Origin of the sequence: Rhodococcus sp. WS3, from assembly GCF_003797085.1 — a bacterium.
Lineage (GTDB): Bacteria > Actinomycetota > Actinomycetes > Mycobacteriales > Mycobacteriaceae > Rhodococcus_F > Rhodococcus_F globerula.
This window is the reverse complement of record NZ_RKMA01000002.1, coordinates 227,757-253,938: the sequence shown is the minus strand read 5'-3', so window position 1 is coordinate 253,938 and position 26,182 is coordinate 227,757. Positions and strand designations below refer to the sequence as shown.

General features: G+C 61.0%; 25 protein-coding genes and 1 pseudogene. 12 read left to right on the top strand and 14 right to left on the bottom strand.

Going from position 1 to position 26,182, the window contains the following annotated elements; genetic code table 11:
• Window positions 1-17: 17 nt before the first annotated feature.
• Window positions 18-581, bottom strand: a complete 564-nt coding sequence (locus tag EEB13_RS15370; RefSeq protein WP_033232029.1) for an FxsA family protein — start codon at window positions 579-581, stop codon at window positions 18-20.
• Window positions 582-810: 229 nt separating this feature from the next.
• On the opposite strand from EEB13_RS15370, the gene EEB13_RS15365 reads away from it, so the two are divergent.
• Window positions 811-1,503, top strand: coding sequence for a hypothetical protein (locus EEB13_RS15365; RefSeq protein WP_141485721.1), 693 nt, complete (start codon window positions 811-813; stop codon window positions 1,501-1,503).
• A 12-nt stretch (window positions 1,504-1,515) separates the two neighbouring features.
• Here the strand turns inward: EEB13_RS15365 and EEB13_RS15360 are convergent, their stop codons facing one another.
• On the bottom strand, window positions 1,516-2,175 hold the full coding sequence (locus EEB13_RS15360) for a response regulator (RefSeq protein WP_033232028.1): 660 nt from the start codon (window positions 2,173-2,175) through the stop codon (window positions 1,516-1,518).
• Between the two features lie 36 nt (window positions 2,176-2,211).
• A complete protein-coding gene (locus EEB13_RS15355; protein ID WP_141485720.1) occupies window positions 2,212-2,934 on the bottom strand; it encodes a hypothetical protein in 723 nt (240 codons plus the stop codon).
• Window positions 2,935-3,077: 143 nt separating this feature from the next.
• On the opposite strand from EEB13_RS15355, the gene EEB13_RS15350 reads away from it, so the two are divergent.
• A complete protein-coding gene (locus EEB13_RS15350) occupies window positions 3,078-3,698 on the top strand; it encodes a class I SAM-dependent methyltransferase (protein WP_033232027.1) in 621 nt (206 codons plus the stop codon).
• A gap of 99 nt (window positions 3,699-3,797) precedes the next feature.
• On the opposite strand, the gene EEB13_RS15345 is transcribed toward EEB13_RS15350, so the two are convergent.
• Window positions 3,798-4,418: a YdeI/OmpD-associated family protein gene (locus EEB13_RS15345; protein WP_141485719.1), complete on the bottom strand. Its 621-nt coding sequence runs from the start codon at window positions 4,416-4,418 to the stop codon at window positions 3,798-3,800.
• Window positions 4,419-5,441, bottom strand: coding sequence for a helix-turn-helix transcriptional regulator (locus EEB13_RS15340; RefSeq protein ID WP_141485718.1), 1,023 nt, complete (start codon window positions 5,439-5,441; stop codon window positions 4,419-4,421).
• Between the two features lie 110 nt (window positions 5,442-5,551).
• Here EEB13_RS15340 and EEB13_RS15335 point away from each other — a divergent pair, with 110 nt between their 5' ends.
• Window positions 5,552-6,493: an alpha/beta fold hydrolase gene (locus tag EEB13_RS15335; RefSeq protein ID WP_141485717.1), complete on the top strand. Its 942-nt coding sequence runs from the start codon at window positions 5,552-5,554 to the stop codon at window positions 6,491-6,493.
• Between the two features lie 170 nt (window positions 6,494-6,663).
• Here EEB13_RS15335 and EEB13_RS15330 read toward each other — a convergent pair whose 3' ends face one another.
• A complete protein-coding gene (locus tag EEB13_RS15330) occupies window positions 6,664-8,817 on the bottom strand; it encodes a DUF6924 domain-containing protein (RefSeq protein WP_141485716.1) in 2,154 nt (717 codons plus the stop codon).
• Between the two features lie 216 nt (window positions 8,818-9,033).
• On the opposite strand from EEB13_RS15330, the gene EEB13_RS15325 reads away from it, so the two are divergent.
• From EEB13_RS15325 to EEB13_RS15315, 3 genes are all read left to right on the top strand, one after another.
• A complete protein-coding gene (locus EEB13_RS15325; protein WP_261984560.1) occupies window positions 9,034-9,738 on the top strand; it encodes a hypothetical protein in 705 nt (234 codons plus the stop codon).
• A 134-nt stretch (window positions 9,739-9,872) separates the two neighbouring features.
• On the top strand, window positions 9,873-10,670 hold the full coding sequence (locus EEB13_RS15320; protein WP_261984559.1) for a hypothetical protein: 798 nt from the start codon (window positions 9,873-9,875) through the stop codon (window positions 10,668-10,670).
• 486 nt (window positions 10,671-11,156) lie between these two features.
• Window positions 11,157-11,465, top strand: coding sequence for a hypothetical protein (locus EEB13_RS15315; RefSeq protein ID WP_045067760.1), 309 nt, complete (start codon window positions 11,157-11,159; stop codon window positions 11,463-11,465).
• 116 nt (window positions 11,466-11,581) lie between these two features.
• On the opposite strand, the gene EEB13_RS15310 is transcribed toward EEB13_RS15315, so the two are convergent.
• Window positions 11,582-11,941: a recombinase family protein gene (locus tag EEB13_RS15310; protein ID WP_410055765.1), complete on the bottom strand. Its 360-nt coding sequence runs from the start codon at window positions 11,939-11,941 to the stop codon at window positions 11,582-11,584.
• Between the two features lie 82 nt (window positions 11,942-12,023).
• Here EEB13_RS15310 and EEB13_RS15305 point away from each other — a divergent pair, with 82 nt between their 5' ends.
• Both EEB13_RS15305 and EEB13_RS15300 read left to right on the top strand, forming a co-directional pair.
• Window positions 12,024-12,482, top strand: coding sequence for a hypothetical protein (locus tag EEB13_RS15305; RefSeq protein WP_141485715.1), 459 nt, complete (start codon window positions 12,024-12,026; stop codon window positions 12,480-12,482).
• Between the two features lie 877 nt (window positions 12,483-13,359).
• A complete protein-coding gene (locus EEB13_RS15300; protein WP_261984558.1) occupies window positions 13,360-13,809 on the top strand; it encodes a hypothetical protein in 450 nt (149 codons plus the stop codon).
• Between the two features lie 256 nt (window positions 13,810-14,065).
• On the opposite strand, the gene EEB13_RS15295 is transcribed toward EEB13_RS15300, so the two are convergent.
• Window positions 14,066-15,460 (bottom strand): MFS transporter, encoded by a 1,395-nt coding sequence (locus tag EEB13_RS15295; protein WP_141485714.1) that lies wholly within the window; start codon window positions 15,458-15,460, stop codon window positions 14,066-14,068.
• A 119-nt stretch (window positions 15,461-15,579) separates the two neighbouring features.
• Between EEB13_RS15295 and EEB13_RS15290 the strand changes: the two genes are divergently transcribed.
• Window positions 15,580-16,245, top strand: coding sequence for a TetR/AcrR family transcriptional regulator (locus tag EEB13_RS15290; RefSeq protein ID WP_141485713.1), 666 nt, complete (start codon window positions 15,580-15,582; stop codon window positions 16,243-16,245).
• A 196-nt stretch (window positions 16,246-16,441) separates the two neighbouring features.
• Here EEB13_RS15290 and EEB13_RS15285 read toward each other — a convergent pair whose 3' ends face one another.
• Window positions 16,442-18,091, bottom strand: coding sequence for an NAD-dependent malic enzyme (locus tag EEB13_RS15285; protein WP_141485712.1), 1,650 nt, complete (start codon window positions 18,089-18,091; stop codon window positions 16,442-16,444).
• A gap of 377 nt (window positions 18,092-18,468) precedes the next feature.
• A complete protein-coding gene (locus EEB13_RS31535) occupies window positions 18,469-18,891 on the bottom strand; it encodes a hypothetical protein (protein WP_187328571.1) in 423 nt (140 codons plus the stop codon).
• A gap of 806 nt (window positions 18,892-19,697) precedes the next feature.
• Between EEB13_RS31535 and EEB13_RS15275 the strand changes: the two are divergent.
• Together EEB13_RS15275 and EEB13_RS15270 are read left to right on the top strand one after the other, a co-directional pair.
• Window positions 19,698-20,024, top strand: a pseudogene (locus EEB13_RS15275) (transglycosylase family protein); the annotation flags it as partial.
• A gap of 418 nt (window positions 20,025-20,442) precedes the next feature.
• Window positions 20,443-21,600 carry an acyl-CoA dehydrogenase family protein gene (locus tag EEB13_RS15270; RefSeq protein WP_141485710.1) on the top strand — a complete coding sequence of 386 codons (1,158 nt, stop codon included), beginning with the start codon at window positions 20,443-20,445 and terminating at the stop codon, window positions 21,598-21,600.
• A 113-nt stretch (window positions 21,601-21,713) separates the two neighbouring features.
• Here EEB13_RS15270 and EEB13_RS15265 read toward each other — a convergent pair whose 3' ends face one another.
• The 4 genes from EEB13_RS15265 to EEB13_RS15250 all read right to left on the bottom strand — a co-directional run bounded on the left by EEB13_RS15265 (window position 21,714) and on the right by EEB13_RS15250 (window position 25,409).
• Entirely contained in the window at window positions 21,714-22,355 is a 642-nt protein-coding gene (locus EEB13_RS15265) for a TetR/AcrR family transcriptional regulator (RefSeq protein WP_095886317.1), read from the bottom strand.
• 119 nt (window positions 22,356-22,474) lie between these two features.
• Window positions 22,475-23,851, bottom strand: coding sequence for a phosphotransferase family protein (locus EEB13_RS15260; protein ID WP_141485709.1), 1,377 nt, complete (start codon window positions 23,849-23,851; stop codon window positions 22,475-22,477).
• Window positions 23,842-25,026 (bottom strand): acyl-CoA dehydrogenase family protein, encoded by a 1,185-nt coding sequence (locus EEB13_RS15255; protein WP_187328570.1) that lies wholly within the window; start codon window positions 25,024-25,026, stop codon window positions 23,842-23,844. The genes EEB13_RS15260 and EEB13_RS15255 overlap by 10 nt, the downstream gene beginning before the upstream one ends.
• Window positions 25,023-25,409 carry a nuclear transport factor 2 family protein gene (locus EEB13_RS15250; protein ID WP_033232014.1) on the bottom strand — a complete coding sequence of 129 codons (387 nt, stop codon included), beginning with the start codon at window positions 25,407-25,409 and terminating at the stop codon, window positions 25,023-25,025. The genes EEB13_RS15255 and EEB13_RS15250 overlap by 4 nt, the downstream gene beginning before the upstream one ends.
• 201 nt (window positions 25,410-25,610) lie before the next feature.
• Between EEB13_RS15250 and EEB13_RS15245 the strand changes: the two genes are divergently transcribed.
• Window positions 25,611-26,177, top strand: a complete 567-nt coding sequence (locus EEB13_RS15245) for a VOC family protein (RefSeq protein ID WP_141485708.1) — start codon at window positions 25,611-25,613, stop codon at window positions 26,175-26,177.
• Window positions 26,178-26,182: the final 5 nt, after the last annotated feature.

Below are 26,182 nucleotides of genomic sequence, written 5' to 3'. Positions count from 1 at the left end.
AGCGCCAAGTCTGCCTGTTAGTACTGCGGCCCCCGCGAACGGGTGGGTGTATCCGTGTCGAGAATCTCACCCTCGAGGACAAGTTCCTTGCCGTTGCTGGCCACATATTCGGTGGTCGCGGTAGGTGTTTCGACGATGATCTCGCCGTCGATGACCTCACCGTTTCCACGCATCCGGGCTGCGTATCCGACGGTGCCTGCAAAGGCGTCACCGCCCGCTGCGAACGCCGCTGCCCGCCGGCCTGCCAGGAGGACAGCAAGAGGACGCAGTGCCCAACGGGTCGGGGGAATCAGTAGGAGCAGACCCAGGACCGATGTGACAAGACCGGGAACGAACATCAACGCGGAGCCAGTAGCAACGAGCGCGCCGTCTGCCACGGCGAGCGACGGTGAACCTTCACCGCGCGTTGCCTTGCGGAATCCGTCCATGACTTTTCGCCACTGCGAACGCATGAGCACCATCCCGACCAGTGAACCGGCCAGGAACAGCAGAATTGTCCAGGCAATGCCGATGGCGTTGCCCACGATGACAAGTGCGGCGATCTCGACGATCACGTAAAGCAGGAACATGGCGGCGATCATGACGTCCCCTTTCAGACGGTCTACCACTACAACGCACGACGGTTCGGTTTTTCTCCCGAGCGCCCGACATTGCCTGTGTAGTGAGTCACTTCCCACCGCGCCGGGTGTGCGCGACGTTAACTAACGCTCCGCTAACGATCTAACCCTAAAGTTGACCTTTAGACTCTGGGTGTGGTCAAGTCGTTTCACCCGCTTTCCAGCGGACCTAGTGAACGTGAAGGAGCCCGACATGAGCCGACTCCCCGGCAACAGACTTTCCCGGCGTCTACCCGCTGCGCTGGCCGGCGCTGCCGCCGTCGTAGCCCTGACTGCAGGGTCTGCCCTGGTCGGAGCCGGTTCTGCGGCGGCAGATCCGCAGGCACCTGCCGAGTTCACAGTGCCGATCGAGATCAATGTGCCCACCGACCTCGCGGCACTGATCGATCAAGCCGGCGCAATCTCGCCCGAGGCCACCGCTGCGTTGAATCAATTGATCGGCACGGCGGCAGCTGACCAGATCGCTGACGCATTGGGCGTTGATCTCGGCTTCACGACACCGGCGCCGTTCATGTATCCCGCACCGACGGTTGGTTGTGGGCTCGACGGACAGATGGCGACGGTGACTCTCGCTACCGCGCAGTCCGGGCCTAACTTCCCGTTACCTCCGTGGGTGGAGGACAACCAACTTCGATTCCAGGCACTTCCCGCGTACATCGGGATTCCGAAAACGTCCGAGTTGAGTGTCGCGTGGATCAACACCAGCACATTCAAGGGCGGAATTGTTCCTCTGGACGAGACCCTCCCGGTCGTGGACACTCCCCTGTTGTCGAAGGTCGTCGACACCGGTGACGGCAAGGTCCTGGCCGCGATATTCGGCAAGGTCGACTACACCGACGGAAAGTCCTGCATCGTGCTTCCGACGGTCGGCTCCTTCGACGCCTGAGTTCGTATCGGCCTACGAGCCCGGAGTCACCAGCCCGGTCTCGTAGGCCAGCACGACAGCTTGCACGCGGTCGCGAAGATCCAGCTTCGTGAGGATGCGTCCCACATGAGACTTGATCGTCGACTCCGATAAATACAGTTCCTGGGCAATCTCCGTATTGGATCGCCCCGCCGCGATATGGCTGAGCACTTCCCGTTCACGTTCGGTCAACACGTCCAGAACGATCGGATCTCGCCGTGGCGCCGGACCGTCGACGATGAAGCGAGACAACAATCTTCGCGTCACCTTGGGTGACACAACAGCATCGCCGGCCGCAACACTGCGGATTGCGGACACGAGGTCCTCGGGTGGAGTGTCCTTGAGCAGGAACCCACTGGCACCTGCCCGCAACGCACCGAGTGCATGTTCATCGAGATCGAACGTCGTCATCACAAGAACACGCGATTCGATCCCCGACGCCAGAATCTGCTCGGTTGCACTGACGCCGTCGACAATCGGCATTCGGACGTCCATCAGCACGACATCCGGCTTCAGTGCGATCGCCGAGGCAAGCGCAGCCGCTCCGTCCCCGGCTTCACCGACCACTGAAATATCTTCGTGTGCCGCGAGGACCATATTGAGCCCCATACGCATGAGTTCCTGGTCATCGACAATCAGCACGGAGATAGGCACCGCGTAAACCTATCGGGCCGACCGGGCTGATGCGACTCAGCCGTTCGGATGGGCCGGCAGATGTCGAGTGGCGTCGTAGGGCTCGAAGTAGGATTCGCCCACGACGAACATCCCCTTCTGCGGCAGCCAGAAATCTCCGAGACGTGCCTGCACAGGTAGCGGACCTGGCGGTCCGATATCGACCCCGTCAATACTCGCCCGACTCCGGTCGACGGTCCACAACATCCGAGGATTCGCTCGATACCATTGACCGTTCGAGGTGGTCCCGGTCAGTTTCACCCGGCCGACACCCAGCGCGGGTCCGGCGGCGCGTCCCATCGCGGACATCACGCCATTGCTGCGCCACATTGCGCCAGGCATCAGCTTGCCCATGCCGGTCATCGCGGCGGTCGCCGCAGATCGGCCCACGTCGAGTTCCCACACGAGTGTCTCGTCCACCCTGACCGTGAAGGCGGACGGGCCCGTCCACGTCACCTTGATGTCCGCTGTTCGCGCGTCGGCGAGATCCGAGCCGAAGTATCGGGCGCAACTGTTCTCGGGCGAGTTGCTGCTGTAAATGATCCAACGTCCGTCGGGGTCTCGATGCCACACCGAGTCGTACCCGGCACCGACCGAGCTGGCGGGAAAGTGCCGCATCGCCAAGTAGTGGCCACTAGCGAATGGTTGTCCCATCACCCCGTAGCCGGCGAATCGTTCTTGTCCGTCACCCGGGGGAACCTCTCTGGTGCGTTCAGCAATTGATCGTGGATTGTCAGTCATCATCTGTCCTCTCCGAATCCGTCCCCGTTCGACGGTTACCCCGTTTCAACATCGGCACCAGCGCGTTGCAAAGTCGCCAGTGCAACATTCGTCGGGATTCTGGAATGCTGGATGTACAGCAACCACACAACGGGGAGGCTGACATGAGGTTTTACGAGGATCACATCGTTCCGCGACTGGTGAACGCAACCTGCGGGATGTCGCTGACCGAACCCTCGCGCAAGCGAGTCTGCGCCGACCTGCACGGTCGTGTTGTCGAGATCGGGTTCGGATCCGGTCTCAACGTCCCGTTCTACCCAGACTCCATCGATTCGGTCAGCGCCGTCGAACCCGCCGACCTCGGCTGGAAACTAGCGGGCACACGGCTCGCGGAGTCACCCGTGCCCGTCGAGCGCTCCGGACTCGACGGGCAGTCACTTCCCTTCCCCGACAACACCTTCGACGCCGCACTCTCCACGTGGACGATGTGCACTATCCCCGACGCGGGCGCCGCGCTGCGCGAGGTGCGACGGGTTCTCAAGCCCGGCGGAACCCTGCATTTCGTTGAACACGGTCTTGCCCCGGACGAGAAAGTGCGACGCTGGCAGCACCGCTTCGAACCGATCCAGAAAGCAGTCGCAGGCGGCTGCCATCTCACGCGCAAGATCCCGACGCTCGTGCAAACCGCGGGCTTCGAGATCCACGACCTCGACACCTTCTATCAGAAGGGTGTACCAAAAATCATGGGCGCGCTGTCCCTCGGCGTTGCCAGGCCCGTAGGTTGACTGACTCCGGGCACCAGGACTTGTGCGGCGCTACCTGTTGCGTCGCCGAGTGATCCGAAGCTCGCTACGGCTTCGCGCCGGGCGCGAGCGAATTGCGGATCAGCCGCGGGCACGTTGACCGATGGCCGCTTCGGAGACGATATGGGCGATTCGACTTGCCCGTGTCGCGTCTCGAGCGGCAGTGACGATCCACCACAGCATCTGTTTACGGGCGCTGGGCGGAAAACCGTCCCAGTTGCTTCGAGCTCGCGGGTCTCGATCCAGCGCCGCCGTCAAGTCAGACGGTTCCTCGAGGTCTTCTACTTGGTCGGAAATCGTCCACCAGCCGTTGCCTTTCGCGGCAGCAATGGCGTGGCGCCCAGCGTCGGTCATGAGGCCGCGCGCCTCCATATCGGCTGCGCGTTCGCGGTTGAGCCGGGTCCAAGAACTCTTGGGTCTGCGCGGCGTGAACAATTGCAAGCCGCGCTCTTCGTCGAGGATGGTGTTGGTGGAGTCGATCCAACCAAAGCAGATGGCTTCCTCGACGGCCTCGGGGTACGGGCAGCGTTGACGGCCGGCGGTGTTGCGCCAGGAGCACAACCACACGCCTCGGGCCGATTTATGGTTGTGCGTCAGCCAAGTTCGCCACTGTTCCCGAGTCTCGGCATGGATGATCGGGTAGTCGAATTTCCACGTTGGGGGGTGGGCGGAGACCGGTGGCGGCGATTCCGAAGTGGTCATTTACTCTCCTAGTTCAGAGCGAAACGGACACGTATCTCGATAGACGAGGGACCGGCATGGTGGCGAGATTCTGAGGTGAATGGCGAGCTGCCTTACGGTGTCGGCGAGCTCGGCTGGTTCGATGACTGTCACTGGAGCGGTGAGCGCAATGCGAGCAACCGTCATGGCGAGCCGGCCGAGATCTTCACCGCGGATCTCGACCACACTGAAGTTCGGCCCCAACTCGATTGGTGTGTGGTCAATCCATCGGAGCACACCCTCGAGTTCTGCGAACGTGGCTTCGATGACGAGTTTCGCATCGAGGTGACGGGGCGACGAGCCGAGTGAGCTCGCGACGAAGCCCGCCGCATCACCACCCGGAATCTCGCGTGGTGTGAAATGACTGCCCGCCAGCTGGGGCTCCCAGAGTCGGTCCAGCCGAAAAGTTCGCCAGTCACCACGATGTTGGTCCCATGCCAGGAGGTACCAACGTCGTCCTGCCGTGACAAGTTGGTGCGGCTCGACCAACCGTCTGCTGCTCTCGCCATCACCTCGCCGATAGTCGAAACGCACATGCTCATGGTCGCGACATGCCGCGGCGAGCACACTGAGTGCTTCGGGATCAACGATGTCGTTGTCGTCCGCCCGCCGCATCGAAATGACGCTCGAATGTAGCGCCGACACACGTCGGCGCAGGCGATGAGGCAGGAGTGTTTCGATTTTCGTCAGCGCGCGCAGCGACGTTTCTTCGATGCCGTCGATGGCTGCCTCAGCGGCGTAGCGTAGCCCGACGGCTACCGCGACGGCCTCGTCATCGTCGAGAACCAGGGGCGGCACGTGTGCTCCTGTTGCAAGTCGGTAGCCCCCATATTTTCCCGACGTGGAATCGACCGGATAGCCGAGGTCGCGGAGGCGATCAACGTCGCGGCGCACCGTTCGCTCCGTGACCTCGAGTCGTGCGGAGAGCTCGGCGCTGCGCCAGAAACGATGAGTCTGCAAAAGCGACAGCAGCTGCAGCGCTCTACCTGTTGGATCGTTCCGCATTTCTTCAGTGTGCCAACAATCGAGGACACGATGTGTCCGCAATGTTCCCTATCGTCGGGGCAACCGGTCATTCCACACACACGATCGGTAATCAACCCAAAGGAGAATCCGTGAATCCATCCGACTTCCCCAAGCCCGTCCTTATCCCAGTCAACGGCGTGGAACTCGAAGTCTTCGAAGCAGGGCGACACAATGCCGGGAAACCCATCGTGCTGTGTCACGGATGGCCAGAGCACGCCTATTCTTGGCGATACCAGGTGCCCGCCCTTGTCGAGGCGGGCTACCACGTCATCGTCCCGAACCAGCGCGGCTACGGCAATTCATCACGTCCGACCGAAGTGACGGACTATGACATTGAACACTTGGCGGGTGATCTCATCGCACTTCTCGATCACTACGGCTACGAAGATGCCACCTTTGTCGGTCACGATTGGGGCGCCTTTGTCGTGTGGGGCCTGACCCTGTTGCACCCGGACCGGGTAAACAAAGTGATCAACCTGAGCTTGCCCTACCAGGATCGCGGAGAGCAGCCCTGGATTGAGTTCATGGAAGCCGTGCTTGGCGGCGACTTCTACTTCGTCCACTTCAATCGACAGCCGGGCGTCGCGGACGCCGTGTTCGAAGACAACACCTTCCGGTTCCTCCGCAACATGTACCGGAAGAACGAACCCCTCAGGGAGCCTCAGCCGGGTATGGCGCTGATCGATCTCGCCAGAGCAGAGACGCCGCTCGGTGAGCCTCTGATGAGCGATAGCGAATTGGCCGTTTTCGTCTCCGCCTTCGAATCGACAGGATTCACGGCCAGTATCAATTGGTACCGAAACTTGGACCGCAACTGGCATGTGTTGGCGGACGTGAACCCCATCATTCAACAGCCCACACTCATGATCTACGGCGACCGCGACGCCATCGCGAAGTCTGAAAAACTGACAGAGTTCGTGCCCAACGTAGAAGTAGTCAATCTTGACTGCGGTCATTGGATCCAACAAGAAAGGCCCAAGGAAACTAACCAAGCAATCTTGAACTGGCTGGAACGGCAGGATGCAACATAGTTTCAACGCTAGGTGGCGCCTCAGGAAATATGTCAATCTCATTCAGATCCAGTACTAAGCCCGTCAGGTCATGGATTGTATTTCGAGTTGGTCTTGGTGCACTGTCGCTAATAGACACGCGATGTCGATAAGTCCTGGGCGTGCCTGACCTGGCTAGAACTGGCCATCGTTCAGGCCTGCCCTGGACCGACCACGCGCAGTCCCTCAGGCGGTACTTCCTGCACGATGAATTCGTCGCGGACGTCGGTCACGATGGCTACGTAAAAAACTGGGTGACCGTCGACCTGCGCATGGCACCCGATGGTGAAACCTTCGAGTCGCGGAATCCGCTGGAGAACAGGTTCACCGCCGGCGATGTGGGCATCTCCGTGGAGGCGTGCAGCCTCGGCCAGAACGGCTCGCTGTACCGCGTCTCGGTCGACTAGGTCATCGTCGTCCGTCAGTGTCGACAGCGTCACCGGTTCCCTACACACGAACGGCACCTCCAGCCTCATCGGTTGCGGCGCCCCGTCCGGGGAGGCCGGTGGGGCGTAGGCGCGGAACCCGATGCGGTACACCGCGATCGGTCGATACGATTCACGGTCGATCACAAACGACCATCGCGCATTGTGCGCCGGTACGGTACCGCTCAGCGCAGGGCCCCCATGTGCTGTCGCAGCTAGGAACTCGTCGTATCCGACGAGGTCGGCGACTCCATGATCGTGGTCGCGAGTCTGCGCATGGACCTCCAACAATTCGACCTCGAACAGCGACACCGGATAGGGGTACTTCCACCCGACGATCTCGGCGTAAAAGTCTCTGAGGGCGTCGGTGTCGAGATCGTTTGCGATCCACTGTGCGATTTCACGTGTGGTTACCTCCCCGACAGGTCGAACTGGCTCGGGAAAACCACGGAAAACTCCGTCTTCGTCGACGCTGTCCGCGAAAGACTCGAAATCCATGTTCGCGATCGACAGGTTGTTCTCCACGCTCGGCATCTCCGCGGGAATGACGCGAAAGGTTCTCCCGCGCGGCCGCTCCGGTTCGTCCGGACCCGTGTAGACCGCGACGATGGGTTTTTCGGGGTTACTCACCGTCTCGGCATCGACGAGAAATGCGTAGTAGGGCGGCGGTTCGCCAATTGCCTCGAGCAACCCGTCGACGCTCAGCCCGTCGTAGTCACGATTGTCGATGCAGGTGAGGTAGGCCGCGAATTCCATGTCGTTGCCCTGCAGAATCGGAGCCATTGCGGCGACAGCGATCTCACGCCAGGCGGCGTCGTCGCTGAAGTCTGTGCGGATCAGCAGCGACTCGTCTGCGAGGTGGTCGGTGAGTATTCTTCCGGTTCCGAGAGTTTCGAGTACCTGCGCTTCACGGCGGTCGTGTTCCTCCGCTGCGAGTTCGGCGGTGATCTCTGCCGCCTCCCATTGCGGTGGGTCAACGGGAACGATCGACTCGACGACGCGAGCGCAGTCGGCCGGGTCGATGTCCTGATAGCTACGAATTTCGTATGTCCAGTCACCGAGTGACTGCCGATAACGTTCCGGCGTCTGATCGTTCGGCCACTCGAGTGACGGCTCGCCGATCGCGCTCACCCAACGGCGCAACGTGAATTGGGGCGAAATCCCGTTGATCGACAAGCTCAGCTCACCGGTACGGGGATCACCTGACTGCGACGTGGCACCTATCGTCAGCGGAAGCCACGTCGGAACCGCCTGAGGTATCTCGGCCAGTGCGCGTTCTCGTTCCTGATGCTCGCGCTGGAACTTCGCCATCTCGTCTTGCGCGGGGCGAGAGGGACCTGTCCATCTGAAAAGATCGGGCTCGAATTCTTGGTCCAGAGCAGGGTTTTCGAGTTCCATCCACTCATCGCCGTACCGCCATCGCAACGCGACACCGAGGTGCGCATCGAACACGTAGGTGACCGTTTCGTTGGTGTACTGGTCGAGAGCGGTTACTTCCCATCCTTCACGGCCGCGAACCATCGCTTCTCGGGGTGTACTGGGGTCGACGAATCGATGGTTGTCGAACCCGTGACTCGATTTGGGAGGAAACACGTCGTACGCACGCAGAAGCAGTGAGGGTGAGCCGATACCCATGGTCGCGTAAATGGTGTTGGGAGACTTGGCGGCGTGGACCATCGTGCCGTCCGCGTCGAGTGACCATCTGTCGGTGGTGTCCTCCAGGAATATCGGTTCACCGAACTCGTTTTCGTAACGCCATGCCGCCTCCGGAGCGTGCAACACCAGCTGCCATGACCCGTCGGGTCGGTGGACGCGTCCGCCGACTGTGCGTCCCATCGTGCCGTAATTCGCGCCTCGAATCTGTTCCCAAGTCGGAGCCATCTTCAGAACGTACCTGACGGTCCGTTCTGCCGAGAAAAGCCCGACCCACACGCATGCGGCCGCCAATCCCCAGCTTGCGGTGCGAGCCACGACTCTAGGTACGGTACCGTCGCATGTGGGTGACCCCGAGTCCGCGACCTTCGTGTTGCGGTTCACCGAGAACTCGGGGCATGAGATGCACAGACAGTTCCGCGAGTTCTCCTCTCCCCTCGCCGCTTGTGGTTCGACGCCGGGTTTCTGCTTCTCGCGCTCGACGACGGCGGCGTAATGGAAAACCGATTCAAAGAAGACCGCCGCCTGGGAACTCTGATCGCATGCGTCAGCCTTCTCATCGAGGCCATCGCTCGACATGATCGATGGCAGATTGCCCGCGCGGCCACGGGCCCACTGCTCGAGGAACTGCTCGCCGGCCATTACGACGACAAATTTGTCACCGGTGATCGTCCCGACCATCCCGGTCTTCAAGGTGTGCCAATTGCAGTGGCCGATGACCGGGTTGCCATCGTCGTCGGAAGCGTTCCGACCGAAGCCGAACCCCGACCGATTCAGGTGACCGCCGTCTTGGTGGCACGCGATTGTCCTCGCCGCTGGTTAGTCGCGGCACTGGACTTCGATATGGTCGCGGACAACGACTTTCAGCGCCAAGTCCAATTCGGAACGTTTTCGGAAGATATGGACCTCGCCGTCATCGCAGCGCACGGGACACTGGACAATGAGGCCGCAGAAATCGACTGGGACGATCCCACTGTCGTTCTGCGCGAAAGTGATAGTGGCACAGTCACTGTCGCGGACATTGTTACCGAACTGGCCGAGTGGGACAGGTCGGCATGGGCGTGGTTGGCAGCAGAACGCGTCACACTGAGCGGCCACTATCTGCGTGCCAAACATCCAGAACTTGTCCGCGAGTACCCGCATCACTGAGGAAGCAGATCAACCGTCTGTCGAGGATGACTGACTGGTTATAGAGCGGATTACCTCCACTGTGACTGGAGGAGGTGCCACATTCGAAACGTGCAGTATTCCCGGTCTTCGTGGATATCTGCGAAACTCCTCGGATGGCACTCATCGGGCGCGAAGCAGCGGCATTGCTCAACGACGCCGGAATCGAACTCGGCCCCGGATTAACCGAATCTGAATTCGACTCTGTCCACGAACGCTTCGGATTTCACTTCAATCCGGATCACCGTAGCCTGCTCGCCACTGCCTTACCGCTCGGTGACCGCTGGCCGGACTGGCGAAACGGCGACGACCTCGAGCTGGAGACATGGCTAGATAGTGTTGCCGAAGGATTCATATGGGATGCACTGCATCAGAGTCCGCCGTTCTGGCCGCCATCGTGGGGCACATTGCCCTCCTCAACCGAGGACATAGCCACAACGGTGCGCCGAGAACTCAGGGGGTGGCCGCGCCTCATTCCGATCTACGCGCACCGCTTCACCCCCGCCGCGCCCTCACCGTCAGAATCACCGGTGTTCTCCGTGTGGCAGACCGACATCATCTACTACGGGGCCAACCTACTCGAATACCTCACCAACGAGTTGCTGTCCGGACAGGGCCGAAAGGCACTCTCCCCCCCCAAACTATCAGCGTCCCGTACTGGTCGCGGTTCGTCGAGTCAGCAAACAGCGCAGAATCAATCTGACCAACATCGACGCGCAAAACCTTCTATCGAGTGTGCCGTTAACCCGACAGTCCGGGATATGGCGGCTCGCCGACGCTGTCGACTGGCCGGAAGGAAAAGCCGTCTTGCTGCGTCGATTTCCCGGTCGAAATCGACGGGTTCAACGACTTCGACATCTCCGCTCTACCCAAACACGTCAAGCACTCTCCAGCTGCAAGCGGAGGATGCTTGAGCGTCGAAAGACTGCTCGCAAATCATCGAATACGCACACTCTAACCTGACTCGGTTCCCGTTCAGTCAGATACAACATTGATGCATCTGTATCGAATAGCGGCACCTCGACGGGGTGCCGAGAGGCGCAAGACGGCCACCGACTCTTTGGAAGCCACTCGATATCTCCGGGTGTCGGCGGGCTTCGTCGTGTACCAGTCAGAGAGAACCCGATGGCGCTGTACGCCGACGAGTTCGCAAGGGATTACTTTCGACAACGCTATTCGCCATTCCCACGGCAACGGAAGAACCAGATCCAGCGACCTGCGATCATCAGTAATTACTTCCAGGCCGAACCGTTCAGTGACGACTTGAGACGTCGATTGGCGGTGTGCAGTATTCGAAACGTGAAATATTCCTCCTGACACCATGCGGACACCGAACCGTACCGGGATTGTCGCACTGACGTGAGCCCGTTTGATAGCGGTCGGTCGGTACGCTCGTGCGCATGGGACTGGGGTTTTTACTGCTGTTTGCCATGTTCGGCCCATTGCCGTTGCTCTGGTGGGCGGCGGTCCGGGCGAAGAGCCGCGGCCTTGGGGGGTCGTTCGTCGGGCCGTTTCAGGAGATGTTCGATCCCGGTGCGGCGCGAGCACAGATCGTCATCGAGCAGATCGCGGAACTGCCTGACCCTGCGGGCTCCGGCGACCCGGACAACGACGACGATGTGCCGTACACAGTCGCCTATAAGGGCGTTCGACTCCACATCAACCCTGATAGGGGTCGACAGCGTGGAGGCGACGGGACCACCAAGTGAGCTGAGTGAGCACCAGCCTGGCCAACCCCGGCAACGCCGACCTCGCGTTCCTCAAGGACCAATACCAGGCACTCGTCCCAGATCTCCACGTCAGCGGCCGGTTCAGCAGTCAGTGATCATGCTTTCGCCGAGCGTGCAGTCGTCTTCTGACATTCCGCGTTCAGAAGTGCTGTGCGCCAACCGTCTACCTGACAATGTCGGTAGAGAGTGGCGCGCCGCTGCAAGTCCTCGACTGTTTCGATCAGATGTTTGAGTGATCGACCTAGCCTGTCCAGTCGCCAGACGACGAGGGTGTCACCGGCGTGAAGGTGACTGAGTAGATCGAGCAGGGCCGGGCGATCGTCCTTGGCGCCACTCGCCACTTCTTCCCACACTCGATCGCATCGAATGGCCTCCAGAGCGTCCCTCTGCAAATCGAGGACCTGATCAGTCCCGGAAACCCTTATGTACCTGTGACTCCCGAAATTGTTTGGCACGTTTTTACCGAATTATTGGCACGGGGCTTAACCGTCAGGTGATTCGAGGTGGATGTTGCCACCTGATCGGTATCGTCGCGGTATGACTCGTTCCGATGTTTCCTGGCAGAGCCGAGCGATGGCGTGGCCGCTGATCGTGGGAGCTGTATTCGGAAGTTACTTCGCGCTTCTCTTCGCAGATTCCAGCGATGTCAGTAGTGTTCTCACCGCGATCTGCCTCGGGTCGTTGTGCTCGCTTCCTGCCGGCGCGCTTTTGGGAATGGCAGCAATCCTGACGGGGAAGGGCGTCCTCGCGGTCGGCGAGCGACACGTCCGCGCCGCGGCGCCGACGACGTGGCGGCTCGCATTCGCAACGTCGACGGCTGTGGTGGTCGCGATGATCGTCACTGCTGCGCTCTCCGTTGCAGGAGCCGATGGGTGGAGTATCGCCTGGCCTGCGTTGACAATCTCAGCCATTTCCTTCGGCGCAGCATCCGTGTACTACCCCGCGGCCACACATGAGGACCTCGCTCACGATGACGTTGCATCAGCTGGAAAATAGGATTCGGCACATAGCCGAATCCCCTACCGTCCCAGCCATTAGCACTCCCCTGGTGTGGCGTTCGGGATATCAGTTCAATGCCAGTAGTCGCCCATAGTGTGAGCTACGCGGCGATTGCGTACGTGGTTGATAGCGTCCGGGACCTGTGCAACTCTCCTTGATCTTGGAGCAATGTTTTTCGGAGTGCTCGACGAACGACGAAATCCGGCACCAGTACCGCTTGGAGTGGCGATCGGACAGCCCCCATGCCTGGCATCCGCAGTGTTGTCCTCGCTGAGCCCGACGTCGGCAGTGGTGTGCGAATTCAGCGGGTACACCGACGATTGCGGCTGCGCACTTATGCGCCAGACCAGCGGGCTCGGCAACTTCGTCGCGGTAGTCGAGCAACTTAACTTAGTCGCGCTTCGACCAAATGACCGTGGTTCGGCGAATGCCATACCGACGGCACAATTCCCACTCCCGTTATGTGGCTGGTCGATGACGCAGGAAACTCAGCAAGGGCCGCTCTTCCCGTTGACGGGACGTGCGGAAACCCGCTGCCCGACACCTACGCTCCCGACACCTACGTGGCAATCACGAATCTGACGATGCCGGACGAGCAAGCGCACAATCTGCCCCGAACATTGTGAAGCCACAGCCACGGCACGCCACGTTTTGGCCTGTTTAACCGGTTCGCTCGCAGATCATTTCTACGGGTTTGGGTGTTCGTTTTGACCATCGACAAACTGGATAGTTTCTCCTGCCGGACACCCGAAATGCCCTGAGCAGCAGTAGAAACCCTGGGATAATCGGAACATGAGCTACAGCCACGGCAACTTGACCAACCCACTAAATAGCGGATGCGTCGCATGAGCGGCATTATTCTATCGTGACAGTCATGAAACCAGCGCCGCTCCCTCCGCGCCCGCTCCGAATCAGCCTGTCCGTCGTCGCATGGTTCAACCTGCTCTCCGCCCTTCTCGGAATGGCTGGACTAACCATTGGTGGCGGGTTCGGCCTCCCCCCGGAATGGATCGAAGGAACCGTCTTCACTTCCTACTTCTGGCCAGGCATCATCCTCGGCGTGATCGTCGGCGGAAGCCAGGCAACCACGCTCGTTGCTCAGTACGGCAGGTTCGCACTGGCGTGGGGTCTACATGCCGCAGCCGGCCTAATCATGATGATCTGGGTCTTCGTCGAAATCGCCATCATCCTCGTCTGGTCGCCGCTGCACGACATCTATTTCGCCACCGGCATCATTCAGACAACCCTCGCCGTGCTCGCTCTAGGTGCCTGGCCGCGCCCCTTCCTCCACCAATCGTCAAAGCAACCACCACCCACTTCCTGACCGCACCGCAGGACATAGTCTTCATAAACTCATCTACACAACGTTCAGTTGCGTCCCCGCGCTGGGATACCTCGGACTTACTGTTGATCGGTTCCCACGCCATGTTCGATCACTCGCCGGGAAGTGAAGTCAGTTCTCGAGCCTCAGGTCGTCGTCGATCAAGTTCTCAGTAGCTGCTGCACGCGCTTGCACTGGCAACGGTGAGGAGGAGCGCCGAGACGATGCCGAATGCAGTTCGGGTGGTGACCATCTGAGATCAACGATCCATTCGTGGGAAGAAGAAGGACAGGAGGGTGCCGGCCAGCAGTAGGCCGGAGCAGACGAAGAGGGCTTGGGAGTATCCGGAAACCAGTGCTTCGGTCGGCGCGCTGTCCGAGCGTGCCGTCGAGGATGCGGCGACGCTCACGAGAACGGCTAGTCCGAGTGAACCGCCGATCTGACGCGACGTGCTCAGCAGCCCGGATGCCATGCCGACTTCTTCGGGAGGAGCGTCGGCGGTGGCGACGTTGCTGAGCGGCATGAACGACAGGCCGATTCCGATGCTCGCCAGAAGCGAAGGCACCAGGATGACGGCCCAGAAGGGACTGTCGAGGTTCATGGTCGAGAAGATGAAGGTCCCGATTGCTGCGACCGCTGTTCCGACTACGAGTAGCGGCCGAACTCCGTAGCGTGGAAGGAGTTTGGTGGATGCGAGGATGCCGATGACCAGGCCGAAACAGAAGGGCAGGAACGCCAGACCGGTGGTGGTCGGCGAATAGCCCAGTCCGCGTTGCAGGAATAGCGAGACGAAGAAGAACGCGCTGAACTGTGCCCCGCACACCAGGCACATGATGGCGTTGGCCAGTCCGATTCGGGGTCGAAGGAGGGTGGACAGTCGTACCAGTGTTGTGGCGCAGCGGCTTTCGACCGCGACGAAGGCGGTCAGCAGGACGATCGTGAGCGCGAATCCGCCCAGCACGTAACCCGAAGTCCAGGAATGTGATTCAGTGGCGATGACGGTGCCGACAAGGGCGGTGATTCCGGCCGTCGCCAAGATGGCGCCGGGGAGATCGAGGGAGCCGCCTCTAGCGGCTTGGCCGGCAGGCAGGCCGCGGGTACCGGCAACTGCGGCGATCAGGGCCACCGGTGCGCCAGCGAACATCACCCATCGCCAACTGAGCCCTTCGGTCAAAATGCCGCTCAGTACTACACCGAGTGCACCGCCCAGTGCTGATGACATTGCGCCGATGCCGAATGCCTTGGCCCGGGCGCGTCCGGTGGGAAAGGCCTGGCTGAGGGCGGCGAGCCCGGCCGGCGCGATCATCGCAGCGCCGACGCCTTGAAGTGCCCGAGCGCCGACAAGCATCTCGGCGGACACCGAGAAGGTGCCGACGATGCTAACGAGGGCGAACAGCAGAAGCCCGGAAACCAGAACCCGGCGAGTGCCCATCACATCGCACAATCGGCCGCCAAGAAGCAGCAATCCGCCGAAGGCGAGGGCGTACGCGTTGACGACCCAGGACAGCCCGGCGTCGGAGAAGTTCAATGATTCCTGGATGTCGGGTAGTGCGACGTTGATGACCGACATGTCGAAGGCGACCAGGAACTGTGCTGCCGCGGCGGCTGTGAGGACCAGGGCAGGCGCGGCTACCGCCCGTGTTGTTGTTGTCATTGCTGGCACCTCATTTGTATACATGTTCTCATAAGTAGTTAGGTTTACCTTGCTGCCGACCGGGATGCAAGGGGTTCCCCGGGCGAGAGCGCCGTAGCAGGGGCGCGCACAATCGATGCATGGCCGAAAAGATGGAACCGAGATCGCCGCGGCTCGGACGTCCCCCGACGATCACGTCGGAGCAGATAGTCGAAGAGGCGAAACGGCAACTTCAGTCCGGCGGCGCCGACGCACTGAGCATGCGAGCGTTGGCGAAGTCGCTCGGCACCACTCCGATGGCGCTGTACCGGCACGTGGGCGACAAGGAACAGCTGATCAGCGCGGTTCTCGATGCGTACTCACAAGACCTCGGTTCGCTGGTCCTGCCACAGGATCAGGTCGAGCGGATTCGCTTGATCTTCACCGCGATCTTCGAAACGCTGGCATCGGAGCGCTGGATCATCGAGTTGCTTCAGCGCGGCGGGCGCGGCGGGAGCGGCGCCGTCGTCCTGGTCGATCGAGCCATGGCCGCGTGTGTCGAACTGGGCATGTCTCCACGCCGCGCACTGTTGGTCTACCGAGCGCTGTGGAACTACACGCTCGGCGCACTGCTCAACATCTATGACGACAGCGCGCGACCCGAAGGCAGCGTGTCACCTCTTGCGATCAAGATCCGAGAAATCGGGCCCGCGGAACTACCCGTACTCAACGAGGTGCTCGAAGACTGGCCGGCCGGGACGACGACCGATGGTTATCTCGAAGGTCTCGACATACTGATCGACGGATACCTGCGTCGCCCGGCCTAACGGCACAGGCACCAGGCCATGTCTCACAGCGACAACGTGCCAGGTAGTCAACACGCCGAGCCTCGCTCCGAGAGGCAGTGTGGCCGCCACCCCGGATGCAACTTCATCTCCCATAGCCAACCGATTAACGCAGCATCTCGACGCGTTGTTCGCCTTTAGGAGAAATCGGCAACCTGCCTATCTGAGTTGTCCAGGATCAGCTGTTCTGAGGGGTGGCCGGATACACAGGCAGCCACATCGCATCCTGAACGGCCTGCACCAAGTCGTCGTGGGTCACGGTGGCGACGCCGTCATCGGCTGCTGCCTTCGCGACCGCCACAGCCACCGTCGCGGACGAGGCACGAAGGTTTTCGACGTCGGGGAGGAGGGACGCTCCCCGCTCCGAGACATCCACCTGACCGGCGACCGCGACCGCAGCTGCAAGGAGCATGCCATCGGTTACGTGACGAGCACCGGACACGATCGTGCCAAGGCCTAGGCCTGGATAGAGCAGAGCGTTATTGCATTGACCGATCCGATAAGTGACGCCGCTGTATTCGACCGGTTTGATCGGGATCCCGGTCGCCATCAACGCCTGCCCTTTGGACCACAAGATGGCGTCCTGGGGCATGACCTCTATACGACTGGTCGGGTTCGAGAGCGGCAGCAAGATGGGGCGTTCGACCCCGCCACTGAGCGCTTCTACGACGTCCTGCGTGAAAGCTCCGTGCGCGGTCGAAGTGCCGATCAGGATGGTGGGTTTGACGTGCTGGACCACCGTCAGAAGGTCGATAGGGCGCCCGCCCCAATCGGCGACTTCGTGTGCTGGCCGGGCATAGGCTTGCTGGTAGTCGGGCAGGTCCTGCATATCGTCGGTGACCAAGCCGTCGCGGTCGATAAGCCACACTCGAGCGCGGGCCTCGTCATCGCTGAGCCCGGCGCGGCTCATCGCGGCGGAGATCTGGTCGGCCATGCCCGTGCCGGCGGTGCCAGCGCCAAAGATGACAAGTCGTTGATCCGCGAACGTCTGTTTGGTGACCTTCAGCCCCGAGATGACCGCCGCCATGACGATGGCGCCGGTTCCCTGAAGATCGTCGTTGAAAATGCGGTACTTGTCGGCGTGGTCTACGAGGATACGGCGGGCATTGGAGGGGCCGAAGTCCTCAAAATGCAGCAGTGCCTTCGGGAAGAGCTTCTCCACTGTCTCGAGGTAGGTTCCGATGAACTTGTCGTACTTCTCCCCCCGGACGCGACTGTGTCGGTTCCCAAGGTAGAACGGGTCGTTGAGGAGCGCTTCGTTGCTTGTCCCCACATCTAGATTCACCGCGATGACGCGATTGGGGTTGATGCCGGCTGCGGCGGTGTAGATCGCCAGTTTCCCCACGGCGATGTCGGTACCGTTGACGCCCCAGTCCCCAATCCCGAGGATCTCCTCAGCGTCGGAGCAGACGATCAGGTCCACATCCTCCGGACCCAATTCCAGTGTGGCGAAGGCGATTTCGATGTCGTCGACGTGATCGATCGACAGGTACACCGCACGCGACTGGCGGTAGTCTTGTGACCACTGTTCGATCGCGTCCCCGATGGTCGGGTCGTACACGACGGGTAACAATTCCGAGAGGTGATCCGCAATCACGCGGTAGTACAAGACTTCGTTGCGCTCGTGGAGCGAATCAAGGTAGATGTACTTCGCGAGATCCGTTGACTGCTTTTGCAACTGTGCGTATGAGCGTCTCGCCTGCTGATCAAGGGTCTCGACCGCTGATGGCAACCGCCCTACCAGGCCAAGTGATGCACGCTCCTCTTGCGTGAATGCAGTTCCCCGGTTCACCGCATCGTCGCGAAGAATCTTCTTTGCTTCATCCATGCTCTCCCCCATCCGTCGGGAGGACCGCCAGTGGACCCTTCAGGTGACAGTCCGGCGCCAATGACTGACCTCAATTGGAGTCAAATCTAACCCCGCAGTCGCTGCGCTGCCCACAGGTTGACTGAACTGTCCCGGCTGGCCTATCAGGGTTGCTCGCAGTGTGAACGCCACCTCTTCGGATTCGGCAGCTGACCAATCTGTCTACGCCTCCATACTGACGATGGGGCCTTACACCTGACAAGGATGGAAGGCCCCATCGATGCGTTGATCTGTTGAGACCAAGATCGAATCTGGGACTGTCTCACTGATCACTGCACCAGAACCGAACGAATCTGGGACGAGTCAGCTCGGCGGGCGGCTACCGAGTGCTGCTCCGGTCATTCGCTTCGTTCATCGAGAGCTGCGTCGACGAGATCCGCAGCGGCTTTCAATCCGAGACCCCGATGTTGTTCACGCAACGCCTTGATCGCCGAGATCCGGTCCGTTGTCGATTCGATCGCCGACTCCACATCCAAGAACGGAACATCCTCGGGTGCAACAAACGTGTGATCAGGCTTGGTTCCTCGGGCCAAACGCTTGCGCCACATAGCGACGGCATTAACCGCGAAGGAGACGATGCCTCCCAATACGACTACGACGACAACCCAGTTCCACACCGAGGGGTGTTCGGCAGCCTGACCCACGCGGGAAGGAAGAACAGAGAGGGAGAATCCGATTGTGGCGACCGTAGCTGCCCATCGCTGAACGACCTCACTGTCGAGCAACCGCACGATCTTCGACACTTCATCCCCCTTGGTCATCCCCGCACAACATCAACGAAGTGTCTCAACACTAAGTGCCTCAGGAAGAAACGATTAATGGACGCAGTGGCTTCGAAAGGAACACCGATCAATTCCCGGACTCCAGGTTCAGCAGTCAGACAGGGGAACGACTCGGTGATCACGCTTTCGCCGAGCGTGCAGTCGTCTTCTGAAAACTGACAACATGCCTTGGGGATATTTCAGCAGATCTGTGCGATTTAGTGTCCGACAAAGATGTGTCGACGGGTAGACCGGATCGACCAATCGCGACGAACTCTAGCCGTGTCGGCTGTCGAGGACACGACCCTGTCGCCGCTAGAGAATCTCCGCCGCCGCGACACTTCGCACCAAAGCGTCTGCGGACGCACGTGATCGATCCACGCCAATTCTTCTGTCCTGCAACGAAAATCTGGTCGGTCGGTCGACTAAATTTGAACCTCGAAACAGTCGATTCCGCGTCATTTTTCACCCTCAACGGGCATATTTCGGGCCATTGAAGACCGTCATCGTTATGACATACATCACATTTCAGGTCAATTCTGTAACGCTCTGCGGGCCCGAATAACGGCGATCGACCTGCAATAACACCTTCTGATGCACATACGTTGCACAAACAGGCACCGACACGCCTACCCGTGACCAATCCGTGACAGTCCCCTACCTTGGAGTGAGCCCAAGCAACCGGGCATTACCGGATCGCCACCGCCAGCCCCACCCCGTGATTCGGATTCGACAACATCCCTTTGTGGTGGGAGCTGAGACGGTCACCGTCCTCCGCTGGCGGAAATTGAAAGGAATTCATTTACATGAAGAACAACACTGTTACTCGCGTCCTTGCTTCCGTCGCTACCGCCGGCGCACTCACTGCCGGAGTCTTCGGCCTGAGCACCGGCACCGCATCTGCTGCCGGCCACGACTGGTCGGGCGTCGCAGAATGCGAATCGTCGGGCAACTGGGGCGCGAACACCGGCAATGGCTACTACGGCGGACTCCAGTTCAGTGAGAGCACGTGGCAGGCCTACGGCGGTTCGGGCAGTGCACACACCGCCAGCCAGGCAGAACAGGAACGTGTCGCGGAAAACGTCCTCGCAGGTCAGGGTGCCGGCGCATGGCCGGTGTGCGGACAGTACCTGCGCTGATCCCCACCCCTTACGTATTGCGTCGCTGCCCGGTGACCGTCGAATTCGACGGTCACCGGGCAGTTTCGTTCTACCGACATCTCGTCTCGGGAGAGTCGCAAGTGATATTCAGCGTCGTGGCGCGTCGACACTGTCCGATTGCCGACGGGTCACCGACTGCGTCGACGGAGTAATTCAACGCACGCTAGAATCACTTAGCGTGCGCTAGATAGGGTGGCCGTGACTGGATGAGATTCATGGCCGACCCCAGGTAAGGATGTGCCGATCAGTCGGCTCGAACTTTAAACGGGGGTTCGGTTTGCCGTCCGTACCACCTTGTTCGAGTTACCTTCCGCTACAACGCAATCACCCGGCCCAGGCCGGGTTTCAGCAACACCCTACGTGTCAACACCGAGACTGAGGCAGATACCCGATGCAACGCAAGCACTACGAAGCCGATCATGAGGACTACCGCGCAACCGTCCGCGAATTCCTGGCCCGTGAGATCGAACCTCACTACGCGAAGTGGGAAGAGGATCGGCTCATCGACCGCAGTGCGTGGCTCGCCGCCGGCGCGTCCGGCATCCTCGGCCTCAGTATTCCCGAAGAGTACGGCGGTGCGGGCGTCACCGACTATCGCTTCCGGAATGTTGTTTTCGAGGAAATCGCCCGCACGGCCACTACATCGTTCGGCTCCGGGTTGAGCGTGCACGACGACATCGTCATCCCGTACGTCCTGCATCTGGGCACGGAAGAGCAGAAGGCCCGCTGGCTGCCCCGGATGGCGAGTGGTGAGGTGATCGGCGCAATCGCGATGACCGAACCCGGCGCTGGGTCGGATCTGCAAGGAGTTCGGACTTCTGCGGTACGGGACGGCGACGAGTGGGTGATCAACGGCCAGAAGACGTTCATTACCAATGGGATCCACTCCGATTTTGTGATCGTCGTGTGCCGGACCGACCCCGAGGCGGGGTCGAGGGGCTTCTCTCTGATTGCCGTTGAACGTGACACTCCCGGATTCACCCGCGGGCGCAAGCTCCACAAGGTCGGACTGGCTGCTCAGGACACTGCAGAACTGGTCTTCGAGAACGTGCGCGTTCGCACCGACAACCTGCTCGGTACCGAAGGAAAGGGATTCCTTCATCTGATGGAGAACCTGCCGCTCGAGCGGATCTCCATTGCAGTGTCTGCAATCGTGGCTGCCCGCGCTGCCTACGAGTGGACCAAGAACTACGTGTTCGAGCGAAAGGCATTCGGAAGGCCGATCGGCGATCTGCAGAACACCCGGTTTGCCCTTGCGGAGATGCGCACGGAGATCGAGGTCACCGAATCGCACATCGACCGCGCCGTTCTCGCACTGAATGCCGGTGAGCTCACGGCAGTGGATGCGTCGATGAGCAAGTGGTGGGCGACCGAACTTCAGAAGCGTGTTGTCGACCGCTGCGTGCAGTTGCATGGTGGGTACGGGTACATGATGGAGTACCCGATCGGCCGCGCCTACGTCGACTCCAGGATCCAGACCATCTACGGCGGCACTACCGAGATCATGAAGGAAATCATCGGCCGGGACATCGCCGCAGAGTTTCGGTGACACCTTGTCCCGCAACGAGATCGACTGATGCGCACGACGCTCACGTGACCACGGATCGATCCTCACGGTGAATCCACACCGTGAGGATCGATGCGCGAGGGCTATGTGGAGGGCTATGTGGAGGCAACATCGAGGCCGAGCGCCCCGATGCACATCTGATCGAGGGTATCGAGCAAGATCTCCTCATCTGCTTCGTCGCCCTGAACGAGCCACAAATACAGCGTGTGGTCGACCATCGCGGACATGGCGCGGGCGGCCATCACCGGATCGAGTGACTCACGAACGTGGCCTTGGTCCTGCCACCGAGCGATTGCACGGGATGTTCGCTCGATCAGTTGTCGACGATGCTCGTGCCGAAGTGCGCGAAATTCGGCATTGAAGGTCGCGACCTGCTCGACGATGGCCATCAACTTCGCGTTTCTGCGATATGCCTGGTAGTACAACCGGTTGGTTGCGATGAGCCTGGCGGCCGGCGACAGGTCGGAGTCGAGAGGTTCACGGCGGTGTACGTCCTCGAAGAGCCGGATGCTCAGCTCCTGGAACACATCGTCTTTCGACTCGAAGTACCGGTAGAACGTCCCGTAGGAGACGGAGGCTTCCTGGACTATCTGCTCGACTCGAGTGTCGAGAAACCCGACCTCCTCGAAGACCTTGCGCGCTGCATCGAGCAAACCGTCGCGCGTCTTTCGACCCCGCGCGGTCAGGGTGTCAGCGGGTGGCGGTACGGAAGGTGTACTGGCAGATGACTTGCTCACCCTCGTGAGTGTCCAATAAACTGACATGACTGTCAAGTCATGTTCCCTCGGTGGGCGCACCCGCTCGCCCCCCGCCAGCGTAGACACGTAGCACTGGAGGGGTCGAGCCTGGTCCGGGATCAGGTCTGCGACGGACGGAGCACGTGGCGGGGGTTCGCCACCCGCAATCGAGTGAGCACGGCAGTCGAGATCAACTGGCGGACGGCAGTATCCGCGTACGAGACGGCGCCGGTACGAATTCGATCGGCAAGATCTGCTTCCGATGTGCAATCGAGTGCTGCAAGCAATTCCGTCACCTCGCCTGTGCGATCTCCGGCACTGAGCTCCCGTCCCGCTATCCCCAGCAGGTTGACGCAGATGCGGAGCAGGTACCGCTCCCGTTCATGCGCCCCGTCAAGCACGGGGGCGATATCATCACGAAGAGTGCCGGTGACCAGTTCGAGGATCTCCGACATGCTCGGACGGTCGTGCACCGACGGCGCCGTGTCGTCCGGTAGCGACTCGATGTTGTCGAGCAGACCGAGAATCAGGAGCAGGTCGTACTCCGACTCACACACTCGCCGCCCGATCGCGGCCAGTTCGATCGAGTTCTCGGCGCCGCTCAGATGCCGCTGCGACTGAAACTGACTCAGCACCAACCACCGCAGCGTGCCGTACGCCTCCCACCAGTGCAGTTCAGCCTCAGACGGCCGGATTCCCGCGGCGCGTTCATAACCGTCGAGCAACTGTTCGCGCGTACCGATGCCCGCAACCGGCGGCTCCGCGCCGAACCGCCACGCACGCACGCAGAGCCAGCCGAGGTCTTCGATCGGATCACCCAGATGGGCGAGTTCCCAGTCCAGCACGCCGCGGATTCCCCCGCCGTCGACAAGCACGTTCCCGAGTCGAAAGTCACCGTGTACCAGAGCATTCGGGCGCCTGGCAGGCCTATTCTCCCGAAGCCAGCGCAGTCCGACCTCAACGGCTGGGCGAGGTTGTTCCAAATCCCGGTACACGGCCTCGATCGCGTCCAGCGGGTCGCCGGCGTCGAGCATCCCGAGAGTGCCGGTGTCCGCACGGTGAATCTGTCCGAGCACGTAACCCATGTCCTCAGCGAGATGAGACCGCACCTCGTCGAACGCGGAATCCCGCTGCAATTTACGCGGGATCGACTCACCGACGATCATGTCCATCACCAGATACGGAGCATCGATGCCCGGTGCCGTGTCCCCTGATGCGAGGACGGTGGGAACCGGAACCCCGACTGCGGAGGCCGCCCGCAGGCATGCCACCTCTGCCCGCATCCGGTCTGCGTCGCCGTGCCCGGGTGGGTCCCGGCGCAGCACAACGTCCTGCGATTGACCATCTACGCCCCGAACGTCGACCGCCCAGATCTGACGGCTCGCACCGCCGGTCAACTGTCGGGGTTCCCCGACAGTGATCTCGTCGCCGAAGGAGTCGCTCAGTGCGACGCGGATTCCGTCACCAAGGCTGCTGGCGGCATGAGTCACAGCCATGGCGCTGCGCCTGGATCGCGCAGCAGTCGACGTGCGGTCGACATGCGGTGCACCTCGTCCGGACCGTCGTAGACGCGCGCGTAACGTGCTTGTCGGTACATCCGTTCGAGCGGTGTGTCGGAGGTCAGTCCGAGTGCGCCATGCACCTGGATCGCGCGATCGACGACGTCGTGCAGCATCCGAGCACCCCAGAACTTCACCAAGCCGATCTGGATGCGAGCATCCTCGCCGGCATCCATCACACGGGCCGCGTCGAGGGTCATCAGGCGGGCTGCGTGTATCTGCGCTGCGGATTCCGCGATGTACCGGTGAATCTCGCCCTTCTCGGCGAGCAGTGACCCGTGTACGTAGCGGGTGTTCGCGCGCTCACACATCAATTCGAATGCGCGCTGCGCCTGGCCGAGCCAGCGCATGCAGTGGAAGATCCGGCCGGGGCCCAGTCGGTCCTGAGCGACGACAAACCCCTTACCCCGTTCACCGAGGAGGTTGGCCGACGGAACGCGGACATCGGTGAGACGAACCTCGTAGTGATCGCTGGGATCGTGCCCCATGGTCGGTATCGAGCGGACGATCTCGAATCCTGGCGTGTCGGTCGGCACGATGATCGCGCTGATCCGGGAATGCCGCGGCGTCGACTCCGGCTCGGTTCGAGCGAATACCGAGCAGTACCCCGCATCTGCCACCCCGGTGGTGAACCACTTGTGCCCGTTGATTACCCACGTCTCGCCGTCGAGTTCCGCGTGGGTCTCGATCAGCGTGGGATCGGAGCCGGCAGTGTCTGGTTCGGTCAAACCGACCGACGGCAGGAACTCCCCCGCGACGATCGGCGGGATCCATCGCTGCTTTTGTTCTTCGGTTCCATGCTTGTGCAGCATCAGAGTGTCCTGCATCGACACCGAGCCGACTGCCAGCTGGCCGAATTCGGATCTGCCGATGACTTCGTTGAGGAACACGAAGTCGAGGAAGGGAACTCCCCCACCGCCGACGTCTGCCGGGTGCCCGAGCGCCCACAGGCCCAGTTCTTTTGCGCGCGAGCGAATTTGCCCGAGTGTTTTGTGTGCAACCTCGTCCTCGTTCGCGAGGACGGGTTCTGCGGGGACCACCTCGTCGTCGATGAATGCGCGCAACCGAGTGCGCAGTTCGGCGATATCGCCTTCGGGTTGGTTCACAGTCATGGGTGCCTCCTTGTGGCAGCAGCGAGTTGCAGGGGCCGGGTGGCGGCCGAGTCGACGTACTCGTCGATCCGAGAGATCCGCCCATTCTCGACGCGGACGAACAGACTGGCCGGCACCTCGAGGGGGCCGTGTCCGGGGAGGGTGCCGCGTACGACGTGCTGTTGCGCGAATCCGTCTGGCAGTACGTAGCGTCGGACGTCCTCGTAGCGAAAGTCTGCGAGAGTGCGGGAGAGCCACCGCAACGTGCGGAGGTTCTCCTCGACGGTCTGCTCCTGTCCGTCGTCGTTGTGCCAGATGCGCGCGTCCGGCGCATACAGTTCGGTGAGTGTCGCTTCATCGCCACCGGAGACTGCGGCGAAGAACCGATCTGCGAAGTCTTTCATGCGAAAATGATTCTCCTCGAGGCAGTTACAACACACAAGCCATAACCGGGACGGAGAAATCCGTACGGTCTCCCACCTCGCCCGCCCGGAGTGAGATGTTGACAGATGACTTACTCATGGACAAACTATCCAAGAACATGACATGACTGTCAAGTCACTTTATGGTCCCGCTCTCACCGATTCACCCCAGAAAGGCCCGCAATGACCGTCACCAATCCGAAGTTCGAATTCCGCGGAATCAACCATCTCGCGCTTGTGTGCTCGGACATGCAGCGCACCGTCGACTTCTACTCGGGAACCCTGGGTATGCCGCTGGTCAAGACGCTCGATCTTCCCGGCAACCTCGGACAGCATTTCTTCTTCGATTGTGGAAACGGCGACACGCTGGCGTTCTTCTGGCTGGCGGATGCACCCGACGCAGTTCCCGGAATCTCCGCCCCCGCCGGACTGCCTGACCGGGACGAGCTCGTCAGCGCTGTCGGGTCGATGAATCACGTTGCGTTTGCCGTCCCACCGGAGAAGTTCGACGAGTACCGCAAGCGGCTCAAGGCCGACGGCGTGCCACTGAGCATCACGCTCAACCACGACGACAGCCCGGAGGGTGCGTCGCGAGAGATCCATGAAGGCACCTTCGTCCGATCCTTCTACTTCCAGGACCCGGATGGTGTCCTTCTCGAATTTGCTTGCTGGACCAAGAAATTCACCGAAGCAGATGTCGCACACACGCCGAAGACCGCTGCAGACCGCACCGTTCCCAGCGCTTCCTGATACCC